Annotated in this window: 27 protein-coding genes; 20 read left to right on the forward strand and 7 right to left on the reverse strand. The window is 59.3% G+C overall.

Annotated features, from left to right (window positions below):
* Positions 1–14 precede the first annotated feature (14 nt).
* From ACQ4WZ_RS01030 to ACQ4WZ_RS01040, 3 genes are all read left to right on the forward strand, one after another.
* Positions 15–1,334 (forward strand): RsmB/NOP family class I SAM-dependent RNA methyltransferase, encoded by a 1,320-nt coding sequence (locus tag ACQ4WZ_RS01030; RefSeq protein WP_101482486.1) that lies wholly within the window; start codon positions 15–17, stop codon positions 1,332–1,334.
* 122 nt (positions 1,335–1,456) lie between these two features.
* Positions 1,457–2,815 (forward strand): mechanosensitive ion channel family protein, encoded by a 1,359-nt coding sequence (locus ACQ4WZ_RS01035; protein ID WP_133989661.1) that lies wholly within the window; start codon positions 1,457–1,459, stop codon positions 2,813–2,815.
* A gap of 132 nt (positions 2,816–2,947) precedes the next feature.
* Positions 2,948–4,156 carry a DesA family fatty acid desaturase gene (locus tag ACQ4WZ_RS01040; RefSeq protein WP_101482484.1) on the forward strand — a complete coding sequence of 403 codons (1,209 nt, stop codon included), beginning with the start codon at positions 2,948–2,950 and terminating at the stop codon, positions 4,154–4,156.
* A gap of 138 nt (positions 4,157–4,294) precedes the next feature.
* Here ACQ4WZ_RS01040 and rpmG read toward each other — a convergent pair whose 3' ends face one another.
* The 3 genes from rpmG to radC all read right to left on the reverse strand — a co-directional run bounded on the left by rpmG (position 4,295) and on the right by radC (position 5,643).
* A complete protein-coding gene (gene rpmG / locus ACQ4WZ_RS01045; RefSeq protein ID WP_010400929.1) occupies positions 4,295–4,462 on the reverse strand; it encodes a 50S ribosomal protein L33 in 168 nt (55 codons plus the stop codon).
* A 22-nt stretch (positions 4,463–4,484) separates the two neighbouring features.
* Positions 4,485–4,721 (reverse strand): 50S ribosomal protein L28, encoded by a 237-nt coding sequence (gene rpmB / locus ACQ4WZ_RS01050; RefSeq protein ID WP_010400928.1) that lies wholly within the window; start codon positions 4,719–4,721, stop codon positions 4,485–4,487.
* 247 nt (positions 4,722–4,968) lie between these two features.
* The gene (radC, locus tag ACQ4WZ_RS01055; protein WP_436572380.1) at positions 4,969–5,643 is read right to left on the reverse strand and encodes a RadC family protein; all 675 of its coding nucleotides are present in this window, start codon (positions 5,641–5,643) and stop codon (positions 4,969–4,971) included.
* A gap of 121 nt (positions 5,644–5,764) precedes the next feature.
* Between radC and ACQ4WZ_RS01060 the strand changes: the two genes are divergently transcribed.
* From ACQ4WZ_RS01060 to ACQ4WZ_RS01085, 6 genes are all read left to right on the forward strand, one after another.
* Positions 5,765–6,220, forward strand: a complete 456-nt coding sequence (locus ACQ4WZ_RS01060) for an FKBP-type peptidyl-prolyl cis-trans isomerase (RefSeq protein WP_101482482.1) — start codon at positions 5,765–5,767, stop codon at positions 6,218–6,220.
* A 12-nt stretch (positions 6,221–6,232) separates the two neighbouring features.
* Positions 6,233–7,180, forward strand: coding sequence for a 4-hydroxy-3-methylbut-2-enyl diphosphate reductase (ispH, locus tag ACQ4WZ_RS01065; protein WP_436572381.1), 948 nt, complete (start codon positions 6,233–6,235; stop codon positions 7,178–7,180).
* Between the two features lie 295 nt (positions 7,181–7,475).
* Entirely contained in the window at positions 7,476–8,405 is a 930-nt protein-coding gene (locus ACQ4WZ_RS01070; RefSeq protein ID WP_436572382.1) for a branched-chain amino acid ABC transporter permease, read from the forward strand.
* A 22-nt stretch (positions 8,406–8,427) separates the two neighbouring features.
* Positions 8,428–9,645 (forward strand): ABC transporter permease subunit, encoded by a 1,218-nt coding sequence (locus tag ACQ4WZ_RS01075; protein WP_101482479.1) that lies wholly within the window; start codon positions 8,428–8,430, stop codon positions 9,643–9,645.
* A gap of 12 nt (positions 9,646–9,657) precedes the next feature.
* The gene (locus ACQ4WZ_RS01080; RefSeq protein ID WP_070281341.1) at positions 9,658–10,431 is read left to right on the forward strand and encodes an ABC transporter ATP-binding protein; all 774 of its coding nucleotides are present in this window, start codon (positions 9,658–9,660) and stop codon (positions 10,429–10,431) included.
* Entirely contained in the window at positions 10,428–11,165 is a 738-nt protein-coding gene (locus ACQ4WZ_RS01085; protein WP_373918065.1) for an ABC transporter ATP-binding protein, read from the forward strand. Before ACQ4WZ_RS01080 ends, ACQ4WZ_RS01085 begins: the two co-directional genes overlap by 4 nt.
* Positions 11,166–11,298: 133 nt before the next feature.
* On the opposite strand, the gene ACQ4WZ_RS01090 is transcribed toward ACQ4WZ_RS01085, so the two are convergent.
* Positions 11,299–11,865: a phasin family protein gene (locus tag ACQ4WZ_RS01090; protein WP_101482478.1), complete on the reverse strand. Its 567-nt coding sequence runs from the start codon at positions 11,863–11,865 to the stop codon at positions 11,299–11,301.
* A gap of 443 nt (positions 11,866–12,308) precedes the next feature.
* Between ACQ4WZ_RS01090 and ACQ4WZ_RS01095 the strand changes: the two genes are divergently transcribed.
* From ACQ4WZ_RS01095 to ACQ4WZ_RS01105, 3 genes are all read left to right on the forward strand, one after another.
* Entirely contained in the window at positions 12,309–13,160 is an 852-nt protein-coding gene (locus tag ACQ4WZ_RS01095) for a DMT family transporter (protein ID WP_436573845.1), read from the forward strand.
* Positions 13,161–13,175: 15 nt separating this feature from the next.
* Complete coding sequence (locus ACQ4WZ_RS01100; protein ID WP_101482476.1) at positions 13,176–13,895, forward strand: nitroreductase; 720 nt, start codon at positions 13,176–13,178, stop codon at positions 13,893–13,895.
* Between the two features lie 176 nt (positions 13,896–14,071).
* Positions 14,072–15,145, forward strand: coding sequence for a serine hydrolase (locus ACQ4WZ_RS01105; protein ID WP_436572383.1), 1,074 nt, complete (start codon positions 14,072–14,074; stop codon positions 15,143–15,145).
* A gap of 107 nt (positions 15,146–15,252) precedes the next feature.
* On the opposite strand, the gene ACQ4WZ_RS01110 is transcribed toward ACQ4WZ_RS01105, so the two are convergent.
* Positions 15,253–16,032: an IclR family transcriptional regulator gene (locus ACQ4WZ_RS01110; protein WP_046685991.1), complete on the reverse strand. Its 780-nt coding sequence runs from the start codon at positions 16,030–16,032 to the stop codon at positions 15,253–15,255.
* Between the two features lie 153 nt (positions 16,033–16,185).
* Here ACQ4WZ_RS01110 and ACQ4WZ_RS01115 point away from each other — a divergent pair, with 153 nt between their 5' ends.
* From ACQ4WZ_RS01115 to ACQ4WZ_RS01150, 8 genes are all read left to right on the forward strand, one after another.
* Entirely contained in the window at positions 16,186–16,569 is a 384-nt protein-coding gene (locus tag ACQ4WZ_RS01115; protein ID WP_101482473.1) for a diacylglycerol kinase, read from the forward strand.
* A gap of 130 nt (positions 16,570–16,699) precedes the next feature.
* Entirely contained in the window at positions 16,700–17,704 is a 1,005-nt protein-coding gene (locus ACQ4WZ_RS01120; RefSeq protein ID WP_436572384.1) for a sulfate ABC transporter substrate-binding protein, read from the forward strand.
* A 53-nt stretch (positions 17,705–17,757) separates the two neighbouring features.
* Positions 17,758–18,324 carry an RBBP9/YdeN family alpha/beta hydrolase gene (locus ACQ4WZ_RS01125; protein WP_101482471.1) on the forward strand — a complete coding sequence of 189 codons (567 nt, stop codon included), beginning with the start codon at positions 17,758–17,760 and terminating at the stop codon, positions 18,322–18,324.
* A 42-nt stretch (positions 18,325–18,366) separates the two neighbouring features.
* Positions 18,367–19,005: a peroxiredoxin gene (locus ACQ4WZ_RS01130; protein WP_133989673.1), complete on the forward strand. Its 639-nt coding sequence runs from the start codon at positions 18,367–18,369 to the stop codon at positions 19,003–19,005.
* Positions 19,006–19,284: 279 nt separating this feature from the next.
* Positions 19,285–20,094, forward strand: coding sequence for a sulfate ABC transporter permease subunit CysT (gene cysT, locus ACQ4WZ_RS01135; protein WP_070224513.1), 810 nt, complete (start codon positions 19,285–19,287; stop codon positions 20,092–20,094).
* Positions 20,091–21,017 (forward strand): sulfate ABC transporter permease subunit CysW, encoded by a 927-nt coding sequence (cysW, locus tag ACQ4WZ_RS01140; protein ID WP_101484696.1) that lies wholly within the window; start codon positions 20,091–20,093, stop codon positions 21,015–21,017. The genes cysT and cysW overlap by 4 nt, the downstream gene beginning before the upstream one ends.
* Position 21,018: 1 nt before the next feature.
* On the forward strand, positions 21,019–22,089 hold the full coding sequence (locus tag ACQ4WZ_RS01145; protein WP_096237561.1) for a sulfate/molybdate ABC transporter ATP-binding protein: 1,071 nt from the start codon (positions 21,019–21,021) through the stop codon (positions 22,087–22,089).
* Positions 22,090–22,103: 14 nt separating this feature from the next.
* Positions 22,104–23,036, forward strand: a complete 933-nt coding sequence (locus tag ACQ4WZ_RS01150) for a CysB family HTH-type transcriptional regulator (RefSeq protein WP_101482468.1) — start codon at positions 22,104–22,106, stop codon at positions 23,034–23,036.
* Here the strand turns inward: ACQ4WZ_RS01150 and ACQ4WZ_RS01155 are convergent.
* Together ACQ4WZ_RS01155 and ACQ4WZ_RS01160 are read right to left on the reverse strand one after the other, a co-directional pair.
* The gene (locus tag ACQ4WZ_RS01155) at positions 23,033–23,386 is read right to left on the reverse strand and encodes an MmcQ/YjbR family DNA-binding protein (protein ID WP_101482467.1); all 354 of its coding nucleotides are present in this window, start codon (positions 23,384–23,386) and stop codon (positions 23,033–23,035) included. The two genes, ACQ4WZ_RS01150 and ACQ4WZ_RS01155, sit on opposite strands and share 4 nt — an antisense overlap.
* Complete coding sequence (locus ACQ4WZ_RS01160; protein ID WP_436572385.1) at positions 23,383–23,994, reverse strand: immunity protein Imm33 domain-containing protein; 612 nt, start codon at positions 23,992–23,994, stop codon at positions 23,383–23,385. Before ACQ4WZ_RS01160 ends, ACQ4WZ_RS01155 begins: the two co-directional genes overlap by 4 nt.
* Positions 23,995–24,056 lie beyond the last annotated feature (62 nt).

Raw genomic sequence — 24,056 nt, forward strand, 5'->3', positions numbered from 1 at the left:
CAGGAAGAATAACAATGAGATTGCCACCAGCGATACTTGCCAATGCTGAAGAAGTATTGCGCGAAATTTTACGTTTCACGGCCCCGGCCGACACGACCCTGTCGCGCTATTTCCGCGACCATCCGCGCCTCGGTTCGCGCGAACGCGGCGCCATCGCCGAAGGCATTTATGCCGTACTGCGCAACAAATCGTTCTTTACCGATTTCGCCGAAGCGGGCAGTGGCCCCACCATGCGTCGTTTGACCATCCTCGGCCTGGCCGAAGCCGTCGGCGCCGATTCGCTGGGCGGCTTGACGGAAGAAGAAGTGGAATGGCTGGAGCGCATCACACAGATCGACCGCAGCCTGATGCCGTCGAACATGCGCGCCAACATGCCAACCTGGCTGTTCGACAAGCTGATCGCCCAGTTCGGCGAAGCGGAAACCATGAAGCTGGCCGATGCGTTGAACGCGCCGGCGCCGCTGGACTTGCGCGTCAATTCGCTCAAGGCGACGCGCGAAGACGTGATGCTGGCTCTGGCCGAAGCACCTATCCTCAGCACCCCGACGCCCTATGCGCCGCTGGGCTTGCGCGTGATCAAGAAGCCTTCGCTGCAAAACATGCCTTTGTTCCAGAGCGGCGCCATCGAAGTGCAAGATGAAGGCAGCCAGATCCTGTCGCAAATCGTCGGCGCCAAGCGTGGCGAGATGGTGGTTGATTTCTGTGCCGGCGCGGGCGGCAAGACCCTGGCACTGGGCGCGCTGATGCGCAACACGGGCCGTTTGTATGCGTTCGACGTGTCGGAAAAGCGTCTGGCCAAGCTGAAGCCACGCATGGCCCGCAGCGGCCTGTCGAACGTGCATCCGGTGCAGATCGCGCATGAGCGCGATGCCAAGATCAAGCGCCTGGCCGGCAAGATCGACCGCGTGCTGGTCGATGCCCCTTGCAGCGGCCTGGGCACCCTGCGCCGCAATCCGGACGTGAAATGGCGCCAGCAACCGAACTCCATCGTCGAACTGCAAGCCAAGCAGGCAGCCATCCTGGCCGGCGCGGCGCGCCTGGTCAAGGGCGGCGGCCGCCTGGTGTACGCTACCTGCAGCTTCCTGAACGAAGAAAACGATTTTATCGCCGAGCAATTCCTGGCGGCCCATCCGGACTTCACGCTGGTGCCGATGAGCAAGGTGCTGGCTGAACAGAAGATCGACCTGGAAATGGGTGACTACCTGAAATTGCTGCCGCATCTGCACCAGACCGACGGCTTCTTCGCCGCCGTGTTCGAGCGCAAGGTCATGCCGAAAAAAGTCTACGCCGATGAAAAACCGGCCGACGACGTTGACGCTGAACAAGCCGAGTAAGCCTGTCACGGGCCGCCGCTGCACCCTGCAGTGGCGGCTTTCAATGCCGCCAGCCCGCCTGGCTGCATGGGTGCGATGCCCATCCGTACCACTTCTGTCCCACCTTCCAGACCCCATCTGCCATGAACGAAACCCCGCTGCTCAACCTGATCACCGATTTTGTCAATGATTTCCGCCAACCGGCCATCCTGTGGCAGGCGCTGGTCATTGTTGCCTGCCTGGCCCTGAGCTGGCTGCTGGTGCGGCAGTTGCGCGTCTTCCTGCATCAGCGGGCGGAAGCGGCTGCTGTCCCGGCCACGCCGGAAACCTTGCAGCGCACGGATAGTTTCATCCGTATCCTGACGCCCGTGCTGGCGGCCATGCTGCTGGGCATTGCGCAACATTTCCTGGTCAAGTTCCAGTCGGTGAACCTGCTCAGCATTGCCATCCCCCTGTGCACGTCGATGGCGCTGGTGCGCTTCGGTTTTTATGTGCTGCGCCGCATTTTTGCCCGCCATGGCGATATCAGCCCCACCATGTTGTTGCTGGAAAAGATTTTCACGGTGGTGGTGTGGGCTGGCATGGCCCTGTATATCACGGGCCTGTGGCCGGAACTGCATGAGTTCCTGGAAAGCATCGTCGTGCCGCTGGGACGCAACAAGGTGTCCGTGGCTGCCATCTTGCAAGCCGCTATTTCCGTTGCCGTGCTACTGGTGCTGGCCATGTGGGCCGGCACCTCGCTCGATGAACGCCTGATGAAAATGCAGGGCTTGCACACCTCCTTGCGCGTGGTGCTGTCGCGCATGGGCCGCGCCGTGCTGATTCTCGTTTCCGTGCTCGTCAGCCTGTCGCTGGTGGGTATCGACCTGACGGTGCTGTCCGTGTTTGGCGGCGCCTTTGGCGTGGCGCTGGGCTTCGGCTTGCAAAAGATCGCCGCGAACTTTGTCTCCGGCTTCATTATCCTGCTCGACCGCAGCCTGACCATTGGCGACATGATCACCGTCGGCCAATTTACTGGAAAGGTGACGCAGATCAATACGCGCTATACTGTGTTATTGGGTGGCGATGGCGTTGAATCCATCGTACCGAATGAAATGCTGATTTCCGGCGGGGTGCAGAACATGTCGTTGAGCAACCGCATGGTCTGGCTGTCGACGGCCGTGTCAGTAGGCTATGAAACGGATCTCGATGTCATCTTCCCCTTGCTGGAAGCGGCGACGGCCAAGGTGCCGCGTGTGTCGCAAAGCAATCCGCCATCGGCCACCCTCGTGCGTTTCGGCGCCGACGGCCTTGACGTGCAGATCGGCTTCTGGATCGCGGACCCGGAAAACGGCACCGGCGGCGTGAAGTCGAATGTGAACCGCGCCATCTGGCGCACCTTGCAGGAACATAAGGTCACTGTACCGTTTCCGCAACGCGAATTGCGTATTGTTGGTACGCCTCCTGCCCCGCTCGCGGGCGCGGCAGAGGGTGAGTCCCCGCCGTCCGGCACCCAGCCTTAACCTCGCTGCCTGCCTCCGATTTTGCCTGATAGCACCCATTAGGGCGTACAATTACGCCTAAAATTAACTCGGCCGGACCTCCAGAGTCACTGGAGCGACCGTGCGCATGCCTGTCCACTTGGAGTAGTAGTAATGACATTGAGTTCCGTTTTACACGACGTTTTGCAGTTCATGGCAACTGGCGTTACCGATCTGTCCGCATGGCAAGTTTTCCTGTACACCATGGTGGTCACGCATATCACGATCGCCAGCGTCACGATTTACCTGCATCGCCACCAGGCCCACCGGGCGCTGGAATTGCACGCCATCCCCAGCCATTTCTTCCGTTTCTGGCTGTGGCTGACGACGGGCCAGGTCACCAAGGAATGGGCTGCCATCCACCGCAAACACCATGCCAAGTGCGATACGGAAGAAGATCCGCACAGCCCTGTGACGCGCGGCATCAAGAAAGTGTTCTGGGAAGGCGCCGAGCTGTACCGCGCCGAATCGAAGAACATGGAAACCATGGCCAAGTACGGCCACGGCACGCCGACTGACTGGATCGAACGCAATCTGTACACCAAATACAGCTGGCTGGGCGTGGTGTCGCTGTTCGTCATCAATTTCGTGTTGTTCGGCGTGATCGGCATTTCCGTGTGGGCCGTGCAAATGATGTGGATCCCGATTACGGCAGCCGGCATCATCAATGGCATCGGCCACTACTGGGGCTACCGCAACTACGATTGCGCCGACGCGGCCACCAACATCATTCCCTTCGGCATCCTGATCGGTGGTGAAGAGTTGCATAACAACCACCATACGTATGCGACGTCGGCCAAGCTGTCGTCGAAATGGTATGAAATCGATATTGGCTGGGCATATATCCGCGCGCTGGAAATGCTGGGCCTGGCCAAGGTGAAAAAGCTGGCGCCGGAACCGAAGTTCTCGCACGGCAAGCTGGAAGCGGATTTCGAGACCTTGCAATCGGTCATCGCCAACCGCTACGACGTGATGGCCAAGTACGCCAAATCGATCAAGCATGCCTGGAAAGAAGAGCTTGAGCACCTGAAGCACAAGGCCGAACTGGAAAAGCGCTTCCTGAAATCGTCGCGCAAGCTGATGCAGCGCGAACCGGGCAAACTGGCCGATGCGCATCACGAGCAGTTGTCGGAACTGTTCCAGCACAGCAAGGCGCTGGAAACCATGCACCACATGCGCGTGGAACTGGGCGCCATCTGGGAGCGTTCGCACTTTACGCGCGAACAGTTGCTGCAGAAGCTGCAAGACTGGTGCACGCGCGCCGAAGCGTCGGGCATCAAGTCGCTACAAGATTTTTCCTTGCGCCTGCGTAGCTACGCATAATCAAGACTGCGCCATATCAAGGCCCTGGATTTCAGGGCCTTTTTTTCGTCCCGGCAAAAGGGAAGGGCAGCCGGCTGAAAATCAGGGCGAAAAAAAACCGCTCATTGGAGCGGCTCTTTTTACAGAACACAATATCAATTACTTGATTTTGGTTTCTTTGTACGTTACGTGCTTGCGTGCTTTAGGATCAAATTTCATGATCTCCATTTTCGCAGGCGTCGTACGCTTGTTTTTGGTAGTCGTGTAGAAGTGACCCGTACCGGCGGTCGATTCTAACTTGATTTTGTCGCGGCCTGATTTTGCCATGATAGCTCCCTTATTCTGCTAATTAGACTTTTTCGCCACGAGCGCGCATATCGACCAATACGGCGTCGATGCCGACTTTATCGATGACGCGCAGACCGGCGTTGGACAAACGCAGGGAGACCCAGCGGTTTTCAGATTCAACAAAAATACGACGATTCTGCAAGTTAGGCAAAAAACGACGTTTGGTTTTGTTGTTTGCATGGGAAACATTGTTGCCGACCATCGGCTTCTTCCCAGTGACTTGGCAAACACGTGCCATGGCGCACTCCTTAAAGATATTCCAAATTGGAAAAACGAGAGTATATCTAAAATAAGCAGATTTATCAATGACTTGCGAAAAACAATTGTGTCATGTTGTTGTGAATTAATTTAACAATTTGACTTTCCCTTTTCCCCATAGGGAAAAGCACTGGTAAACAGTGCTGTTTACTGTTAGATAAGCGTTTCGGCTCTGTCACGTACGTCCTTGTTTACACATGGTTAACTGCGACCAGAGCGGCGCTGGCCTAGATCTGGCCGTGTTCCGCAAACGAATGCACTTGCCGCCCGGCCACGACGAAATGGTCGAGGATGCGCACGTCCACCAGCGACAAGGCCTGCACCAGCGTGCGCGTCAGCAATAAATCCGATTCGCTTGGTTCCGGCGTGCCGGACGGGTGGTTGTGGGCCAGCATGACGCTGGCCGCGTTGTGCAGCAGCGCCTGCTTGACCACTTCGCGCGGGTACACGCTGGTGTGGGTGAGGGTGCCGCGAAACATTTCGCGGGTGGTGATCAGGCGGTTCTTGACGTCCAAAAACAACACGTGAAACGCTTCGTGCGCCAGGCTGCCCAGGGTCAGGCGCAAATAGTCTTTTACCGCGTGCGGCGAACTGAGGGCCTGGCCCTCCTGCAAATCCTCGATGATGGCGCGCCGCGCCAGTTCCATGACTGCTTGCAGCTGGGCGAACTTGGCGCTGCCCATGCCATGCACGGCGGAAAAACTCACGAGGCTGGCGCCAAACAGGCCCCGCAGGGAGCCGAAGTGTTCCACCGTATCGCGCGCCAGCTCCACCGCGCTCTTGCCGCGCACGCCAGTGCGCAGGAATACGGCCAGTAATTCCGCATCCGACAGCGAGTGTGCGCCATCCTCGATCAGGCGTTCGCGCGGCCGTTCTCTGGCCGGCCAGTCCTTGATGCCCATGCTGTTCTCCTGTTTGTCACCGGCGCGAGCCCCAGCATGGCCTTCTTTGACGAAGCCATGGGGCAGGCGCGGCCAGTGTGGCTTACAATATCGTTTTGCATCAGCTACTTGAAAACTCACTATGTCCATCGAGCAACCAGCAGTCGTCACCGAAGCGGCTTACCTCACCCTGCATTATCGTCTTGCTACTGTTGACGGTACTGATATTGTCACTACCTTTAGCGGAAATCCTGCTACCTTGATGCTGGGACAGGGCCAGCTGGCGCCATTCCTCGAGCAGCGCCTGCTAGGCTTGCCTGAGGGCACGCACCATACGTTCGAGCTGGCCGCCGGCGAAGGCTTTGGCGAGCGTAATCCCGAGCTGGTGCAGTCGGTGTCGCGCGCGACGCTGGACGAAAACTCCGTGCCGGGCGCCGACTACAAGATTGGCGACCTGGTCGACTTTGCCGCGCCGGGCGGCGGCCGCTTTGCCGGCGTGCTGCGCGAAATGCGCGAGGACTCCGCCCTGTTCGACTTCAATCATCCGCTGGCCGGTCAGCCGCTGCGCTTTGAAGTCAAGCTCATTTCGGTGCTGTAAAAGGGAATAGCGATGGATAAAGAACTGTTACTGGCCCAGCCCCGCGGTTTCTGCGCTGGCGTCGACCGGGCGATCGAAATCGTCGAGCGTGCCTTGCAGCAATTTGGTGCACCGATCTATGTACGCCATGAAATCGTCCACAACGCCTATGTGGTGGCCGACTTGCGCAACAAGGGTGCCATCTTCATCGACGACCTCGATGACGTACCTGCTGGCAATACGCTCGTGTTTTCCGCGCATGGCGTGTCGAAAGCCGTGCGCGCCGAGGCGGAATCGCGTGGCCTGAGCATTTTTGACGCGACTTGCCCGCTGGTCACCAAGGTGCACATGGAAGTAGGCAAGATGCGCCGCGAAGGCCGCGAGATCATCATGATCGGCCACGATGGCCATCCCGAGGTCGAAGGCACGATGGGCCAGGCCGATATGGGCATGCATCTGGTGGAAACGCTCGAAGATGTGGCGGCATTGCAGGTCGCCAATCCGGAGAGCCTGGCCTATGTTTCGCAAACAACGTTGTCAGTTGACGACACTAGCGACATTATTGCGGCCTTGAAAGCGAAATATCCGAACATTGCCGAGCCGAAAAAAGGCGACATTTGCTACGCCACTACGAACCGCCAGGAAGCGGTGAAATTCATGGCCCCGCAAGTGGAAGTGGTGATCGTCGTCGGCAGCCCGAACAGCTCGAATTCGAACCGCTTGCGCGAAGTGGCCGAGAAGATGGGCACGCCAGCCTATATGGTCGACAATGCCTCGCAAATCGACCCCGCCTGGCTGGAAGGCAAGCTGCGCGTGGGCGTGACGGCTGGCGCCTCGGCGCCCGAGGTGCTGGTGCAAGCCGTCATCGATCGCTTGAAAGAATGTGGCGTGAAGAGCGTGCGCCCCCTCGACGGGGTGCAGGAAGCCGTGACGTTCCCGATGCCGAAAGGCCTCGATGGCATCAAGCGCGACGTCGCCTGAGCCTGTATGGTTCTTGAGTATCGATGAAATAGTCACTTCAAAACCGAATTTAATTCGGAAATGATTGATTTATTCCAAGTTTAGTTTTTGCAAAAGATCGTTATGATTGCCTCAAGCTTGAATGTGTTGTCGTTATGACTAAGTGATGTCACGCCCGTTTTGAGTGCGTGCACCATGCTGGTGAGAACGATCCAGGGATGGCACTGCAGGAATTCTTCCTCCGGTGCCGTTTTTGTATCAGCGACATGTTCTGGCGGAAGTTGTTCCCGAAAAATGCATATTTGATAGGGCAATCATGGATACATTCATCCAGCAGATCATTAACGGCTTGGTGCTGGGCAGCATGTACGCCTTAGTCGCCCTCGGTTACACGATGGTGTACGGCGTCTTGAACCTGATCAACTTCGCCCACGGCGATGTGCTCATGATCGGCGCCATGGTGGGCTTGACCATCCTCAAGCTGCTGGGCATTTATGTGCCGGACTGGCCCGGCTATCTGAAACTGGCCACCGCCATCCTCGGCGCCATTCCCATCTGTATTCTGGTCAATATCATCATCGAGCGGGTCGCCTACCGCCGCCTGCGCAACGCCCCCCGCCTCGCCCCCCTGATTACCGCCATCGGCGTCTCCATCCTGCTGCAAACCTTTGCCATGATGATCTGGACGCGCAATCCCTTGCCCTTCCCGCAATTGCTGTCGACCGACCCCATCAATGTGGGCGGCGCCGTGATTTCGCAATCGCAAGTGCTGCTGCTGGCCCTGGCCGCCTTGTCGATGGGAGGATTGGTGTTGCTGGTGGAAAAAACAAGAATGGGCCGCGCCATGCGCGCCACGGCGGAAAACCCCCGCGTGGCGGGCCTCATGGGCGTCGATTCCGACAAGGTCATCGTGGCCACCTTTGCCATCGGCGCCGCGCTGGCGGCCGTGGCGGGCGTGATGTGGGGCGCCAACTATGCCTCCATACAATTTTCCATGGGTGCCATTCCCGGCTTGAAAGCTTTCTGTGCGGCCGTGCTGGGCGGCATCGGCAATATCTACGGCGCCATGCTGGGCGGTATCTTGCTGGGCATTATCGAGAGCCTGGGCGCCGGCTATATCGGCGACATCACGGGCGGCTTCCTGGGCAGCCACTATCAGGATATCTTTGCCTTCGTCGTGCTGATCATCGTGCTGACCCTGCGCCCGTCCGGCATCATGGGCGAACGAGTGGCCGACCGTGCCTGATGTGAAACTGGGAGATTAAATCATGGCACTACTCGATTTTGACGCTAAGAAAAATCCGACCAAAGCCTACGCCGGCATGCTGGGCCTGGCCGCGCTGCTGATAGTGTTCCCGTTTTTTGCCGCGCAGTTCGGCAATTCGTGGGTGCGCATCATCGACATGGCCTTGCTGTACATCATGCTGGCCCTGGGCTTGAACATCGTCGTCGGCTTTGCCGGCCTGCTCGACCTCGGCTACATCGCCTTTTACGCCGTGGGGGCTTACCTGACGGCCTTGCTGGCGTCGCCGCAGTTTGCCATCCTGCTAGAATCGGTGGTGAACCAGTATCCCGTGCTGGGCGAAACTCTGGTACAGCTGATGGGGCCGGAAATCCGCGAAAACGGCATCCACCTGTCGATTTGGCTCATCGTGCCGCTGGCCGCCTTTGTTGCCGGCCTGTTCGGCGCCTTGCTGGGCGCGCCCACCTTGAAACTGCGCGGCGACTACCTGGCCATCGTGACCCTGGGCTTTGGCGAGATCATCCGCATCTTCATGAACAATTTGAACGATCCCATTAATTTCACGAATGGGCCGCAAGGCATCAATTTGATCGATCCCATCCGTATCTTTGGCGTCAACCTGGCGGGCGAGGCGGGCACCAACAGCACCGTCGTGGTGGGCGGTTTTTCCATGCCGTCCGTGAATGCGTATTACTTTTTGTTCCTTTTCCTGTGCATCGCCGTCGTGTTCGTCACCAAGCGCCTCCAGCATTCACGCCTGGGCCGGGCCTGGGTGGCCATCCGCGAAGACGAGATTGCCGCCAAGGCCATGGGTATCAATACGCGCAACGTGAAATTGCTGGCCTTTTCCATGGGCGCCTCGTTCGGCGGCGTGGCCGGCGCCATGTTTGCCTCGTTCCAGGGCTTTGTCTCGCCGGAATCGTTCTCGCTGACGGAATCGATCGCTGTGCTGGCCATGGTGGTGCTTGGCGGTATCGGCCATATCCCCGGCGTGATCCTCGGCGGCGTGATCCTCGCCTCGATACCCGAAGTACTGCGCCACGTGGTGGAGCCGGCCCAGCAGGCGCTGTTCGGCCACGTGGTGATCGAGGCGGAAGTGCTGCGCCAGTTGCTGTACGGCTTGGCCATGGTGTTGATCATGCTTAACCGTCCCGCCGGCCTGTGGCCATCGCCGAAGCACGAAGACCGGCCCGACCACGATGTGGACCAGCCGAACAAGTCCACCGGCGTCGTGTCCGCTTAAGGGAGGGATAGCATGAGCGAACAGATCATTCTCAACATCGCCGGCGTGAATAAACGTTTCGGCGGCTTGCAGGCGCTGACCGACGTGGGCATTACCATCCGGCAAGGCCAGATTTATGGCTTGATCGGCCCGAACGGCGCCGGCAAGACCACGTTTTTCAATGTCATCACGGGACTGTACCAGCCCGACACGGGTACCTTCGAGCTGGCCGGCAAGCCGTATTCACCCTCCGCGCCGCACAAGGTGGCCAAGGCAGGCATTGCACGCACCTTCCAGAACATCCGCCTGTTTGGCGACATGACGGCGCTGGAAAACGTCATGGTGGGGCGCCATGTGCGCTCGCACCAAGGCGTGTTCGGCGCCATCTTCCGCCACAAGGCGGCGCGCGAGGAAGAGGCGTCCATCCGCAAGCGGGCCATGGAGCTGCTCGATTTCGTCGGCATCGCCCAGTTCGCCAACCGCACGGCGCGCTTTTTGTCGTATGGCGACCAGCGGCGCCTGGAAATCGCCCGCGCGCTGGCGACCGACCCGACCCTGCTGGCCCTCGATGAGCCGGCGGCGGGCATGAACGCCACGGAAAAGCTGGCCCTGCGCGAGTTGCTGGTGAAAATCAAGGCCGAAGGCAAGACCGTGCTGTTGATCGAGCACGACGTGAAACTGATGATGGGATTGTGCGACCGCATCACGGTGCTCGAGTATGGCAAGCGCATCGCGGAAGGCTTGCCGGCAGAAATACAACAAAACCCGGCCGTTATCGAGGCTTATCTGGGGGGATCGCACGCATGAGTAACAATGGCTTGAACAACAGCGTACTCAAGGTCGCGGGCCTGCATGTGGCTTACGGCGGCATCAAGGCGGTGAAAGGCATCGATCTGGAAGTCAACGAGGGCGAGCTGATCGCCCTGATCGGCGCGAACGGCGCCGGCAAGACGACGACCTTGAAAGCCATCACGGGCACTTTGCCTGCTTGCAAGATCGAAGGTACGATCAGTTATCTGGGCGAATCGCTCAAGGGCACGAAATCATTTCACCTGGTGGAAAGGAAGCTGGCCATGGTGCCGGAAGGGCGGGGCGTGTTTACCCGCATGTCGATCCGCGAAAACCTCATGATGGGCGCCTATACGCGCACGGACAAGGCGGGTGTCGAGGCCGATATCGAGAAATGGTTCGACGTATTCCCGCGCCTGAAGGAACGGGCGGCGCAGATGGCCGGCACCCTCTCCGGCGGCGAGCAGCAGATGCTGGCCATGGCGCGCGCGCTGATGAGCCATCCGAAGCTGCTGCTGCTTGACGAGCCATCGATGGGCCTGTCGCCCATCATGGTCGAAAAGATCTTCGAGGTGATCCGCAAGGTCTCGTCCGAAGGCATCACCATTCTGCTGGTCGAACAGAATGCCCGCCTGGCACTGCAGGCGGCGCACCGCGGCTATGTGATGGATTCCGGGCTGGTCACCATGGGCGGCAATGCGGCCGCCATGCTCGACGACCCGCGCGTGAAGGCGGCGTATCTGGGGGAGTAATCGCGCTCAGGAAGTGCTCAGGCATAAAAAATGCCCCAGCGAGGCTGGGGCATAATGGCATCCGTCGGGGAAGTGCAGGATGGATGCCTGGAGGAGCCGGTAACAGCGGACCGCCGTAGCGGTCGCGCAAGAATTACTTGGCAGCCGTGCGTGGCGCGACCTTTTCAGCCGCTTGCGTGAACTGGTTCACGGCCGAAGTCAGGTTCGCTTCGATGGCTTCAACGGCTTGCTTGCTGGTTTTCGAGAATTGCTCGTAGCCTGCATTGGCGTTGCCGATGGCGCTTTTCAGGATGGCAACGGCGTTTTCCGAACCGGCTGGCGCGTTCTTGGTCACTTCTTCCACCAGCGACAGGACTTTGCGGTTGGTTTCAGCGATTTGCGATTCAGCTGCTTTGCTGAACTCGGCTTGGGTGCCGGACGTGATGGCAGCCAGGTGACGACCGTAAGCGATGGCCTTTTCGGCGCTAGGCTGGGCTTGAGCAGCGCTCAGCGAGAAGAATTCTTGTGGATCTTTTGCCGACAGCAATTGCTTGGCGGCGGCGGTCGATTCTTCCAGCGTTGCCTTGGCAGCGGTCAGGTTCAGTTCGACGATCTTTTCGATGCCTTCGAAGGCTTTGCCCGTCAGCGACGAGAAAAGGGCGAATTGGGCTTCCAGGTTGGCTTTGGTAGCGGACGAAAATTGCTCAGGAATTGAAAACATATAAATCTCCAAAAAATCGAAATCTGGTTAATTTGATGCTGCGTGTACCGTTTGGGAAAGCAGGTGAATCTAAATTTTCAAGCTGAACAAGAATTGTGCAACGCAACAAACCCTATTCTACGGCGAAAAAAACGTAAGTCAAGCGATTCTTGTGCGATGCAACAATTGAATAGATTTGCGTCAAAAGTCTTTGTTTCTAAAGAGAAATATTTGCTTTCTGTGTGTTAATAGTTTGGACTTAAACTATCGTTTCCAGTGGCTGCGGGGACGATTGCGGCGCAGCATGCTAGACTTTGCCTCCCGCACTGGCGAAGCGCCCCGGTGCCGATCCCGTTTCCCGAGTTGATACCATGTCCAATCTTCCCGCCGCAGCCGCCGCCAGCGGCAAAGCCCCCAAAGCCCCCAAAGCCCCCAAAGCCCCTTTCTTGACGACCCTGGCGCCGATGGCCTTGCCCGGTTTCTTTGTGTTGTTATGGAGCACAGGTTTTATTGTCGCCAAGTTCGGCCTGCCGTACGCGCCGCCGCTGACCTTCCTGCTGCTGCGCTTCCTGGGCGTGCTGGTGATCCTGCTGCCGCTGGTGCTGCTGTTGCGTGCGCCGTGGCCCGTGGGACAGTTTCGCCAGATCGCCGTGGCCGGCATCCTGATGCAGGCTGGCTATCTGGCCGGCGTCTGGTGCGCCATCAAGCTGGGCATGCCAGCCGGCCTGTCCGCCCTGATCGTGGGCATGCAGCCTGTGCTGACGGCCTGCGCCGCGCCCCTGATCGGCGAATCCGTGCGCCCGCGCCAGTGGCTGGGCCTATTCTTTGGCTTGCTGGGCGTGGCTCTGGTCGTGTATGCCAAGATCAATCTCGTGGGCCTGACCGTGGAAAGCGTGCTGCTGTGCGTGTTCGCTCTGCTGTCGATGACGGCCGGCACCATGTATCAAAAACGCCACTGTCCCCAATTCGACTTGCGCACGGGCACAGTGGTGCAGTTTGCCGCCTCCATCGTGGTCGTGTTGCCGTTTGCCCTGTATTACGAAGGTCTGGACCTGCATTTCAGCAACGTCCAATGGACGGCGAATTTTGTTGGCGCCTTGCTGTGGTCTGTACTCGTCCTGTCCATCGGCGCCATATTCCTGCTGTTCGCCCTGATCCGCCGCAGCGATGCGACGAAGGTGACGGGCTTGCTGTACCTGACGCCGCCCACGACGGCCGTGATGGCCTGGCTGATGTTTGGCGAAGCATTTAATATGCTGGGCATCGCCGGCATGCTGGTAGCCGTGGTCGGCGTGGTTTTTGTTGTCAAGAAATAGCAGGAGAGCAGGGCAGTGAGCAAACAAGTATCTGAAACACCGTCGGCGCAGCAAGCCGTGGACGCCGTCATTGTGTCGCGTCGCTCGATCCGCGCCTTTTTGCCCACGCCGGTGGCGCAAGACGATATTGCGCGCATCCTGGAGGTGGCGGCGCGCGCGCCGTCGGGCGCCAACATGCAGCCGTGGAAAGTGTATGTGCTGTCGGGTGAAGCGCGTCTGCGCCTGTCGCGCCGCATCCTCGACGCTTATGCCGCACCCAAGGCGCCCGACGCTCCCGCGCGCACGGCGTCGTATACGTATTATCCGCGCCAGTGGACGGCGCCGTTCATCGAGCGCCGCCGCAAGATCGGCCTGGACCTGTATCAGCTGCTGGGCCTGGAGCGCGGCGACACGGCCGGCATGGCGGCCCAGCATGGACGCAATTTCCAGTTTTTCGATGCGCCCGTGGGCCTGATCTTTACCATCGAAAGGGTGCTGGAACAGGGGTCCTGGCTCGACTATGGCATGTTCTTGCAAAACATCATGCTGGCGGCGCGCGCGCGGGGACTCGATACCTGCCCGCAAGCGGCCTTCATCCACTACCATGACATCATCCGCGAGGAACTGGGCGTGCCGGCCAGCGAAATGGTGGTGTGCGGCATGGCTCTCGGCTATGCCGACCCGGACAAGATCGAGAACCGCTTGAACACGGAACGCGAGCCGCTGGCGGGCTTTGTTAAATTCATGGATAAATAGACACTCTGGCGATTTGCACAAGCAATCAGCTGATTAAGGAGAGGTTTGTTTGCTGATAGATAACTATTTGTATTTCGTTACTGCAATAAATACTGTTCCAACTGTTAAATAGGCTTGCGATTACTCTGCATTTCGCTACACTGCAATAAGGCAACAGCTTCACGGGGAATTATCGAATGGCTAAGTTTAAACTTGCGCTGGGTATCCTGGCTTCCCTGCTGTTTGCGCTGGCGCCGGCTGCGGCCGTGCACGCCAGGGAGGCGAACGGCAAATCCTCAGCCGCAAAGAAACACAACACCAAGAAAGTCAAAGTCGTGCTGCGCAAGGGTGCGACGGCCGCGCCGCGCGAAAAGACCGTGCGCCGGGTCGTCATGGTGCGTGGCAAACGCAAGGTTATCTATCAAAAAGTCAGCAGCGTGGCCGTGCCCATGGCCGCACCGATGCCCACCATGGGCGACCTGGCCGGCCTGAACCTGACGCGCGATCCGCTCGACCTCAAGTCCAGCGTGGTGCTGGTGCTGGACCAGAACAATTCGGAAGTGCTGTTTGAAAAGAATTCCAATGTGGCCTTGCCCATCGCCTCCATCACCAAGATGATGACGGGCCTGGTGGTGGTCGAAGCGCGCCAGGACATGGATGAAGTGCTGACGATCACGGACGAGGATGTCGACCGTGCCAAGTTCAGCAGCTCACGCCTGAAAGTGGGCTCGCAATTGACGCGTGGCAATATGCTGCACATTGCCCTGATGAGCTCGGAAAACCGCGCCGCCTCGGCCTTGGGCCGCAATTATCCGGGCGGCTTGCCGGCCTTTGTCGACGCCATGAATAGCAAGGCGCGCCAGCTGGGCATGCTCGATACGCATTATGTCGATTCCAGCGGCTTGTCGAAAATGAACGTGGCCAGCGCGCGCGACCTGGGCAAGCTGGCCATGGCCGCTTTCCGCCATCCATTGCTGCGCGAGTACTCGACGGACCCGAAAGCCATCGTCGAGGCCAGTGGCCAGCCCATGCAGTTTGGCAATACGAATCACCTGGTGGCCAATCCGGGCTGGGAAATCGGCTTGCAAAAGACGGGCTTCATCAATGAAGCGGGACGTTGTCTGATGATGCAGGCCGTCATCGAGGGACGAGCCGTGATCATGGTCTTCCTCGATTCCAAAGGGAAACAGTCACGTACGGCCGATGCGGGACGCATGCGAAAGTGGCTGGAAGCACTCAAGCCTGCCAACATGAGCTTGCCTGGCGGTTAATTAAGTTTCAATGCGAATGCCCATGGCAGCGTTGCACTAACTCGCCGTACTAGTCGTACTGTCTTCGTTAGTGCGCCTTGCCCTGAACATTTTTATGCGGCAGTGGTCTAGTCCTGCGGTATAAATCCCAAGGTGACAGAAATCTGGTTCGCCGTCTCGACCAGGTCCACCAGCCACTCATCTTGCAGGCGGTCGGCTGGCGCCGAGATCGACAGGCCGGCGATCAGCTTGCCAGAGTCGTCGCGGATGCCGGCGGCCATGCAGCGCACGCCCAGTTCCAGCTCTTCATTGTCACGCGCATAGCCGCGCTCGCGCACCAGGCTCAGCTCGCGCTCGAGTTTTTGCAGATCCGTGATGGAATTTTTGTTGTGTCCGGCCAAGCCCGTGCGCGTGGCGTACGCGCGGATGGCTTTCGGCTCATCGACTGACAGGAACAGCTTGCCGGTCGAAGTCAGATGCAGCGGGCCGCGGCCACCGATGGCGCGCACCACTTGCATGCCAGAGCGCTCGGAAAAGGCGCGGTCGATGTAGACGATCTCGTCGCCCTGGCGCACGGACAGGTTGATGGTTTGCTGGGTTTTCTTGTGCAGCTGGCGCATGAAGTCAAGCGCCGCTTCGCGCACGCTGAGGCGGCTTTTCACCACATTGCCCAGTTCCAGCAGGCGCATGCCCAGGCGGTACGTGCCCGGTTCGATGCGGTCGACAAAGCGCGTCAGCACCATGTCGTTGAGGATGCGGTGCGCCGTCGACGGGTGCAGGCCGGAAACCTTGGACAATTCCTTCAGGCTGACCGGGTCGGAATATTTGGCCAGGGCATCGAGCAGGGCGACCATGCGTTCGATGACCTGGATCGTCGTCTTCGGGGCTGCGACCGGTTCAATTTTCATGATGGATTTGGTGCAATGCAGTATTCATGCTTCTTTATACCATGATGTGAAAAAATAGTGAAATGTTCCGAGATATTCAGCGAATAAATTGTCACAATTCTCATATTGGCCGTCATAATTGGCGGCTGGATGTACTTTGAACCATGGAAAACTATGCAACCTGTCAATGAATTCAAGAGCAAGAGCGGCTTGAAACGGATTTTTTCCGCCTTTTTCTACTCGCTCGACGGCTTGAAGGCGGCCTGGCGTCATGAACATGCATTCCGCCAGGAGCTGGGCTTGTTCGTCGTCGGCACGGTGATCGCCTTGCTGCTGCGCATCTCCGCCTTTGAAAAACTGGTGCTGATCGGCGTGCTGCTGCTGGTATTGATCATAGAATTGCTTAACTCTGCGCTGGAGGCCGTGGTCGACCGCATCTCGCTCGAGCTTCATCCTCTGTCGAAAAACGCCAAGGACTTCGGCAGCGCCGCCGTGCTGCTGACTTGCATCCTGGCCTTTGCTACCTGGGCCGTTGTATTGTTCAACCGCTTTTATTAAGCGTTATATCCCCGTTGCGCACCGCCCATATGCGAAAAACGCATATCAAACGACGAAACGCTTCGTTCTCTTTGCGGCCGTTGCGCCGTAATCTGGTGGCTCTGAAAGTTCAACCATACGGGGATCTTAGATGCTGTCGAAAAAAATCATCATTGCCGCCGCCCTCAGCGCGTTTGCCGTTCTGCAAACGGCGCAAGCTGCCGATATCACCCTGCTCAACGTGTCGTATGACCCGACGCGCGAGTTGTACCAGGATGTGAACACGGCATTTGCCAAGGAGTGGAAAGGCAAGACAGGCGACAACGTCAAGATCAAGCAATCGCACGGCGGTTCCGGCAAGCAGGCGCGTGCCGTCATTGACGGCCTGGAAGCGGACGTCGTCACGTTGGCCCTGGCCTATGACATCGACGCGCTGGCCGAACACAAGCTGCTGGCCGCCGACTGGCAAAAGCGCTTGACGCACAATAGCTCGCCTTACACCTCGACCATCGTGTTCCTGGTGCGCAAGGGCAACCCGAAAGGCATCAAGGATTGGAATGACTTGATCAAGCCGGGCGTGTCCGTCATCACGCCGAATCCGAAAACCTCGGGCGGCGCCCGCTGGAACCATTTGGCTGCCTGGGGCTACGCCTTGCGCCAGCCGGGCGGCAACGAAGCCAAGGCCAAGGATTTCCTCGGCAAACTGTATAAAAACGTGCCCGTGCTCGATTCCGGTGCGCGCGGCGCCACCACCACCTTCGTTGAGCGCGGTATCGGCGACGTGCTGATCGCCTGGGAAAACGAGGCTTACCTGGCCGTCAAGGAACTGGGCCCGACCAAGTTCGACATCATCACGCCGTCCGTCAGCATCCTGGCCGAACCGCCCGTCGCCGTCGTCGACAAGTTTGCCGACAAGCACGGTACGCGCAAGGTGGCCGAGGCTTACCTGAACTACCTGTACACGGACGAAGCGCAGGATATCATCGCCAAGAACTACTACCGTCCAGCCACGGACAAGGCGGCGAAGAAATACGCGTCCCAGTTCGCCAAGGTCAACCTGTTCACCATCGAGCAAGTGGCAGGCGGCTGGACGGCAGCACAGAAGGCGCACTTTGCCGACGGCGGCATCTTCGACCAGATCTACCAACCCAAGTAATGTCGGATGGCAATCGGAGACGATTGCCAGACTGCTACCAAAAGGGATCCATCATGGCGCTGCGCAGCTTTTCCGATTACCGGGTACTGATCGTGCCGGGCTTGCATAACAGCGGCCCCGAGCATTGGCAGAGCCGCTGGCAGCGCCTGTATCCGCAATTTGAGCGGGTCGAGCAGGACAACTGGAACGAGCCCGACCTGGCCACCTGGTCGGCGCGTCTGGATCAGGTGCGGCGGCAAGATGCGCGCCCCATCCTGATCGTCGCCCACAGCTTCGGCTGCCTGACGACGGCGCACAGCCTGGCCCGCGACCCGCAGGGCGTGGCCGGCGTGCTGCTGGTGGGGCCTGCCGATCCGGACAAGTTTGGCGTAGCGAAAGCCTTGCCGCAAAAGCGATTGCCTTGCCCCGGCATCTTGATCGCCAGCCAGACCGACCCGTGGATGACGGCCGAACACGCGGCGCAGTGGGCACGGCGCTGGAATTGCAAGTATATTGATGGCGGTGCGCTGGGCCATATCAACGCCGAGTCGCGCCTGGGGGACTGGGTCTACGGCCAGGCGCAACTGCAGACACTGTTTGATCTGGCGCAAAGCGACAAACGCCACCGTCAGGCAGCCTGACACGACGAACATCCTGCCACATAACTTTTCAAGGAGATTACGATGACCTTACGCCTGGGCGATGTCGCCCCTGATTTTGAACAAGACAGCTCGATCGGCACGCTCAAGTTCCACGAGTGGGCTGGCGATTCCTGGGTGGTGCTGTTTTCCCACCCGGCCGACTTTACCCCCGTGTGCACCACGGAACTGGGCTTGACAGCCAAGCTCAAGCCGGAATTTGACAAGCGCAATGTGAAGGCCATCGCCCTCTCCGTGGACGCTGCCGAGTCGCACAAGAGCTGGATCAAGGATATCGAAGAGACGCAAAACACGGTGGTGGGTTTCCCCATCATCGCCGACGTCGACAAGAAAGTGTCGGTGCTGTACGACATGATCCATCCGGAGCAATCCGTCACGGCTACCGTGCGCTCCGTCTTCATCATTGACCCGAACAAGAAAGTACGCCTGATCCTCACGTATCCGCTCAGCACGGGCCGCAATTTCAATGAAATCCTGCGCGTCATCGATGCCCTGCAACTGACGGACGGCTATACGGTCGCCACGCCCGGCAACTGGCAAGATGGCGACGACGTCATCATTCCCTTGACCGTGCAAGACCCGGACGTGATCAAGCAGAAATACCCGAAGGGCTTTACGGCCGCGAAACCATACTTGCGCTTGACGCCGCAGCCCAACAAGTAATTCCGGGCTCAGACCCGTCGGGTCTGACCCCAGCATTTGTCTCGGGTATAAATATGTCTAAGAAGCAAAAACGCACCTCATCGGTGCGTTTTTTTTGGCCAGTCGATTCTGCCAGCAAGTATGCAAAATCCATCTAAGCAAATGAGAAATGGTTAGTTCTTTTTATAACGATTGCATGTGATTATTGCGCCCTATAACTCAAAAATGTAATAAGAAGGAGTTTCTATGTCTGCAGCATCAGCAGCACCGCTCAAGGCGCGCGGAGCGCCGTTTCGGGTCATGCCGGGGTTTAAGCTGTCACTGGGCTTCACGCTCTTTTACCTGGCCTTGATCGTCCTCATTCCGCTGTCGTCGGTGTTCCTGAAAACCTTCACCATGACATGGGACGCCTTCTTCAGCGCCGTCACGTCCGAGCGCGTGATGGCGTCATACAGGCTGACATTTGGCGCTTCGCTGATCGCCGCGCTATTGAACGTGGTGTTTGGCGGCATCCTGGCCTGGGTGCTGGTGCGCTATAAATTCCCCGGCAAGCGCATCATTGACGCACTGGTCGACTTGCCGTTTGCCTTGCCGACGGCCGTGGCCGGCATCACCCTGACGGCCCTGTACTCGTCGAACGGCTGGTTCGGCCAGTTCATCGAAGGCGTGCTGGGCATCAAGGTGGCGTTCACACCGCTGGGCGTGGTGGTGGCGCTGACCTTCATCGGCTTGCCGTTTGTCGTGCGCACCGTGCAACCGGTGCTGGAAGACGCGGAAAAGGAACTGGAAGAAGCGGCCGCCAGCCTGGGCGCCAATTCATTGCAAACGTTTATCCGCGTCATCTTCCCGACCATCCTGCCATCCTTGTTGACGGGCTTTGCGCTGGCCTTTGCCCGTGCCACGGGCGAGTACGGTTCAGTGATCTTTATCGCCGGCAATATGCCGATGGTGTCGGAAATCACGCCGCTGTTCATTATTACCAAGCTGGAGCAATACGATTACGCAGGCGCCACAGCCATCGCCGTGGTGATGCTGGTGGTGTCCTTCCTGCTGTTGTTGACGATTAACCTGCTGCAAGCATGGACGCGCGGAAAGGCGAAGAAATCATGAGTACGAATACGACTGCCGTCGCTGGCGTGGACAATGCACGGCCGACAGCGCGCCGTTTTGAGCCGAATGTCGGTCCCGTCGTGCTGGAACCTTTGTGGGTGCGCACGGTATTGATCACCATCGCCTTGCTGTTCCTGACGACCTTTTTGATCGTGCCCCTGGTGGCCGTGTTTGCGGAAGCGTTCAAGAAGGGTTGGGAAGCGTATATCGCCGCCATCATCGATCCGGACGCGATTTCCGCCATCAAGCTGACCCTGATCACGGCGGCCATCGCCGTGCCGCTGAACCTGGTGTTTGGCGTGGCCGCCTCCTGGTGCATCGCCAAGTTCGAATTCCGCGGCAAGAGCATCCTGCTGACCCTGATCGACTTGCCGTTTTCCGTCTCGCCCGTGATTTCCGGCCTGATCTATGTGCTGATGTTTGGCGCCCAGGGCTGGTTCGGACCATGGCTGCAGGAACACGACATCAAGATTTTGTTTGCCGTGCCCGGCATCGTGCTGGCCACCATCTTCATTACCTTCCCGTTTGTGGCGCGCGAACTGATCCCGCTGATGCAGTCGCAGGGCAGCGAAGAGGAGGAGGCCGCCCTCGTGCTGGGTGCGTCGGGCTGGAATACTTTCCGCAGAGTGACCTTGCCAAACATCAAGTGGGGTCTGCTGTACGGCGTGATCCTGTGCAATGCCCGTGCCATGGGCGAGTTCGGTGCCGTGTCCGTGGTCTCCGGCCATATCCGCGGCGAAACGAACACCATGCCGCTGCAGGTGGAGATTTTGTACAACGAGTACAACTTCGCCGCCGCGTTTGCCGTCGCCTCCCTGCTGGCCCTGCTGGCGCTGGTGACCCTGGCCCTGAAAGCTTTCATTGAGTGGCGTTTGAACGAGAGCGACGCCGACGATTCCGCCTTACGTTCCACGGAGCACTGATATGACCATCGCAGTTAAAAACATCCACAAGCGTTTCGGCGATTTCGTCGCCCTCGATAATATCTCGCTGGACTTTCCCGCCGGCGAACTGACGGCCCTGCTGGGCCCGTCCGGCTGCGGCAAGACCACCTTGCTGCGCATCATCGCCGGCCTGGAACATCCGGACAGCGGCCAGGTGCTGCTCGATGCGGAAGACGCGTCGAACCGCCACGTGCGCGAGCGCCAAGTCGGTTTCGTGTTTCAACACTATGCGCTGTTCAAGCACATGACGGTGTTCGAGAACGTGGCCTTCGGCTTGCGCGTGAAGTCGCGCAGCGAGCGCCCGTCGGAAGACCAGATCCGCCGCAAGGTGAAAGATTTGCTGGAACTGGTGCAGCTGGACTGGCTGGCCGACCGCTATCCGCCGCAACTGTCGGGCGGGCAACGCCAGCGTATCGCCCTGGCGCGCGCGCTGGCCGTCGAGCCCCGTGTGCTGCTGCTGGACGAACCGTTCGGCGCGCTCGACGCCAAGGTGCGCAAGGAATTGCGCCGCTGGTTGCGCCGCCTGCATGACGACTTGCATGTCACCAGCATTTTCGTTACGCATGACCAGGAAGAGGCGCTGGAAGTGGCGGACCAGGTGGTGCTGATGAACAAGGGTACCGTGGAGCAGCTGGGTTCCCCTGAGCAGGTGTACAACCACCCGGCGTCGCCTTTCGTGTACGGCTTCCTGGGCAACGTCAACCTGTTCCACGGCCGCGTGCATGACGGCGTGATGGCCACGGGCGACGCCAGCTTCGAGGTGCCTGATTACGCGGGCGTGAGCGACAGCAAGGGCACGGCCTATGTGCGTCCGCACGACCTGGAAATCGACCGCTACACGCAGGGTGCCGAAGGCATCGTCGTGAAGCTGAGCCGCGCGCATGCCATCGGCCCGCTGGCCCAGCTGGACTTGCAGCGCATCGATAACAGCGAACTGATCGAAGCGGTGATGTCGAACGAGCGCTTCACCCATCTGCAGCTGAAAGAGGGCGAGACCCTGGTCGTGCGCCCGAAACGATTACACGTGTTCGTTGAACCGACAAGAACCTAAGAGGCTGGAACACTATGAATTTTCAACAACTGCGATCGATCCGCGAAGCGGCCCGCCGCGGCTATAACCTGACGGAAGTGGCGAACGCCCTGTTCACGTCGCAGCCGGGCGTGAGCCGGCAGATCCGCGAACTCGAGGATGAGCTGGGCGTGGTGATTTTCGAGCGCAACGGCAAGCGCTTGACTGGCTTGACGGAGCCGGGCAAGGGCATTCTGAAAATCGTCGACCGTCTCTTGATCGAGGCGGAAAACCTGCAGCAGGCCAGCCTCGAATACAGCGGCCAGACCAGCGGGACTTTGTCCGTGGCGGCCACGCACACGCAGGCGCGCTATGCGCTGCCGAAAGTGGTGCAGGGCTTCCGTGCCGCCTTCCCCGACGTGCGTATTGCGCTACAACAAAGCGCGCCCGAGCACATTGCTGAGTGGGTGCTGTCGGGCAAGACCGATATCGGCATCGCGACGGAAGGCCTGAGCCAGTTCCCCGACCTGGTGTCGTTCCCATGCTACCGCTGGAGCCATTTGATCGTCGTGCCGGACGGCCACCCGCTGCTCGAGCACTCGCCCATCCGCCTGGAAGACCTGGCGAAATATCCCTTGATTACCTACGACAAGGGTTTCACGGGACGGGGCCATATCGACGATGCGTTCACCAAGGCGGGCGTGGCCACCGACATCATCCTGACGGCCATGGATTCTGACGTCATCAAGCAATACGTGGCGCTGGGCCTGGGCGTGGGCATCGTGGCCTCGATGGCCTTCGACCATGGCCGCGACAAGGGTTTAAGGGCAGTGGAAGCGTCGCATCTGTTCGCTACCAACACGACGCGCCTGGCCGTGCGCCGCGGCGCCTATCTGCGCGCCTATGCCTACGAGTTTATCCTGCAGCTGGCGCCGGATCTGACGCGCGAAGATATCGACCGCGCCATGGCGGGAGAAGACGCCCTCTAGGCGATCGCCGCCCTTTGCGCGCGCGTCAGGCTGGCGACGGCGCGCGCATAGCTAGCCTGTACCAGTTCCGCCAGGTAATCAGGCGGGAAGCGCACTACATCAACGATCGTGACCCAGTGAAAGCGGCCCATGTAGCGGGCCGGTTTGACGCCGGGCATGTCCGTCAGTTCGATAAAGCGCTCCGCGCTGACGCGCAGGCTGAAGCGCCACTGCTCGGGCATGCTGGTCTTGAAATAGGCAAACTTCTTGCCGCCCACTTCAACCACGAGGATGTTCGACGGCGCACCGTACAGCACGGCTTGCGCGCCGGGCAGGGCTGCGCAAAAATCTTTCAGTTCATCGCTAGTCATTCGTCAACCGCCATGAATTGTTGCGTCTTGTGGTCGAAAGCATAGGCTGACCCGGCCGGAGAATCCAGCAGGCGGATGAAACGGTCGTCCACGCTGAGCACGGCGCCCAGCGACACGAGGGCCACGTTGGCGCTGTCGTTGATGTAGTCATCGCTTTCGTCGTTGGCCGTGAAGCGCCAGCCGCTGTCGTCGTCGTTGTCGGGGTCTTCTCGGTACAGATAGCCGACGGGCGCGCCATCTTCCAGCACGCGTTTGGTGACGAAGCACAGGCCCGCATAGCGGTTGACGAGGTTATCGTCATCGTCGTGCTGCGTATTGATGATGTGGCGCGCTTCGAAATCGACGGGGTCCTTGGCGTGCAAATCGGCGATGTAGCCGGGCATGTTGTCGAGCTTGCCCGTGAAATGCCCATGCGGCTCGATCGTCTCCACCAGCACCCACATGCGCTCGGCGCCCGGTGCCTGCGGATCGTCGCTGTGGAAGGCGAAGATCAGCTTGACCACGTCGCCGGGGCGTACCTGGGCGATGGCCTCGGGCGGCGATTTATAGAAGGTGTAAGGGTGGCGCGCTGCCAGATCGGCGGCGTCGGTCAGATGCCAGCTGGGCATGGTATTCCGTCGTCAGAGTTGGGGGAATGTCCATGGTAGCCGATTGCCTGCCAGGATGGCCA

Origin of the sequence: Janthinobacterium darwini, assembly GCF_051380905.1 — a bacterium.
GTDB lineage: Bacteria > Pseudomonadota > Gammaproteobacteria > Burkholderiales > Burkholderiaceae_D > Janthinobacterium.

What these genes read in the sequence shown, in the direction of transcription:
- ACQ4WZ_RS01070 (WP_436572382.1), top strand. Translation starts at nt 7,476, where the DNA reads ATGGATACATTCATCCAGCAGATCATTAACGGCTTGGTGCTGGGCAGC.
- cysW (WP_101484696.1), top strand. Translation starts at nt 20,091, where the DNA reads ATGAGTACGAATACGACTGCCGTCGCTGGCGTGGACAATGCACGGCCG.
- ACQ4WZ_RS01075 (WP_101482479.1), top strand. Translation starts at nt 8,428, where the DNA reads ATGGCACTACTCGATTTTGACGCTAAGAAAAATCCGACCAAAGCCTAC.
- rpmG (WP_010400929.1), bottom strand. Translation starts at nt 4,462, where the DNA reads ATGGCAAAATCAGGCCGCGACAAAATCAAGTTAGAATCGACCGCCGGT.
- ACQ4WZ_RS01085 (WP_373918065.1), top strand. Translation starts at nt 10,428, where the DNA reads ATGAGTAACAATGGCTTGAACAACAGCGTACTCAAGGTCGCGGGCCTG.
- ACQ4WZ_RS01110 (WP_046685991.1), bottom strand. Translation starts at nt 16,032, where the DNA reads ATGAAAATTGAACCGGTCGCAGCCCCGAAGACGACGATCCAGGTCATC.
- radC (WP_436572380.1), bottom strand. Translation starts at nt 5,643, where the DNA reads ATGGGCATCAAGGACTGGCCGGCCAGAGAACGGCCGCGCGAACGCCTG.
- ACQ4WZ_RS01035 (WP_133989661.1), top strand. Translation starts at nt 1,457, where the DNA reads ATGAACGAAACCCCGCTGCTCAACCTGATCACCGATTTTGTCAATGAT.
- ACQ4WZ_RS01120 (WP_436572384.1), top strand. Translation starts at nt 16,700, where the DNA reads ATGCTGTCGAAAAAAATCATCATTGCCGCCGCCCTCAGCGCGTTTGCC.
- ACQ4WZ_RS01060 (WP_101482482.1), top strand. Translation starts at nt 5,765, where the DNA reads ATGTCCATCGAGCAACCAGCAGTCGTCACCGAAGCGGCTTACCTCACC.
- rpmB (WP_010400928.1), bottom strand. Translation starts at nt 4,721, where the DNA reads ATGGCACGTGTTTGCCAAGTCACTGGGAAGAAGCCGATGGTCGGCAAC.
- ACQ4WZ_RS01115 (WP_101482473.1), top strand. Translation starts at nt 16,186, where the DNA reads ATGCAACCTGTCAATGAATTCAAGAGCAAGAGCGGCTTGAAACGGATT.
- ACQ4WZ_RS01125 (WP_101482471.1), top strand. Translation starts at nt 17,758, where the DNA reads ATGGCGCTGCGCAGCTTTTCCGATTACCGGGTACTGATCGTGCCGGGC.
- cysT (WP_070224513.1), top strand. Translation starts at nt 19,285, where the DNA reads ATGCCGGGGTTTAAGCTGTCACTGGGCTTCACGCTCTTTTACCTGGCC.
- ispH (WP_436572381.1), top strand. Translation starts at nt 6,233, where the DNA reads ATGGATAAAGAACTGTTACTGGCCCAGCCCCGCGGTTTCTGCGCTGGC.
- ACQ4WZ_RS01150 (WP_101482468.1), top strand. Translation starts at nt 22,104, where the DNA reads ATGAATTTTCAACAACTGCGATCGATCCGCGAAGCGGCCCGCCGCGGC.
- ACQ4WZ_RS01105 (WP_436572383.1), top strand. Translation starts at nt 14,072, where the DNA reads ATGGCTAAGTTTAAACTTGCGCTGGGTATCCTGGCTTCCCTGCTGTTT.
- ACQ4WZ_RS01130 (WP_133989673.1), top strand. Translation starts at nt 18,367, where the DNA reads ATGACCTTACGCCTGGGCGATGTCGCCCCTGATTTTGAACAAGACAGC.
- ACQ4WZ_RS01090 (WP_101482478.1), bottom strand. Translation starts at nt 11,865, where the DNA reads ATGTTTTCAATTCCTGAGCAATTTTCGTCCGCTACCAAAGCCAACCTG.
- ACQ4WZ_RS01080 (WP_070281341.1), top strand. Translation starts at nt 9,658, where the DNA reads ATGAGCGAACAGATCATTCTCAACATCGCCGGCGTGAATAAACGTTTC.
- ACQ4WZ_RS01155 (WP_101482467.1), bottom strand. Translation starts at nt 23,386, where the DNA reads ATGACTAGCGATGAACTGAAAGATTTTTGCGCAGCCCTGCCCGGCGCG.
- ACQ4WZ_RS01145 (WP_096237561.1), top strand. Translation starts at nt 21,019, where the DNA reads ATGACCATCGCAGTTAAAAACATCCACAAGCGTTTCGGCGATTTCGTC.
- ACQ4WZ_RS01160 (WP_436572385.1), bottom strand. Translation starts at nt 23,994, where the DNA reads ATGCCCAGCTGGCATCTGACCGACGCCGCCGATCTGGCAGCGCGCCAC.
- ACQ4WZ_RS01095 (WP_436573845.1), top strand. Translation starts at nt 12,309, where the DNA reads ATGGCCTTGCCCGGTTTCTTTGTGTTGTTATGGAGCACAGGTTTTATT.
- ACQ4WZ_RS01040 (WP_101482484.1), top strand. Translation starts at nt 2,948, where the DNA reads ATGACATTGAGTTCCGTTTTACACGACGTTTTGCAGTTCATGGCAACT.
- ACQ4WZ_RS01030 (WP_101482486.1), top strand. Translation starts at nt 15, where the DNA reads ATGAGATTGCCACCAGCGATACTTGCCAATGCTGAAGAAGTATTGCGC.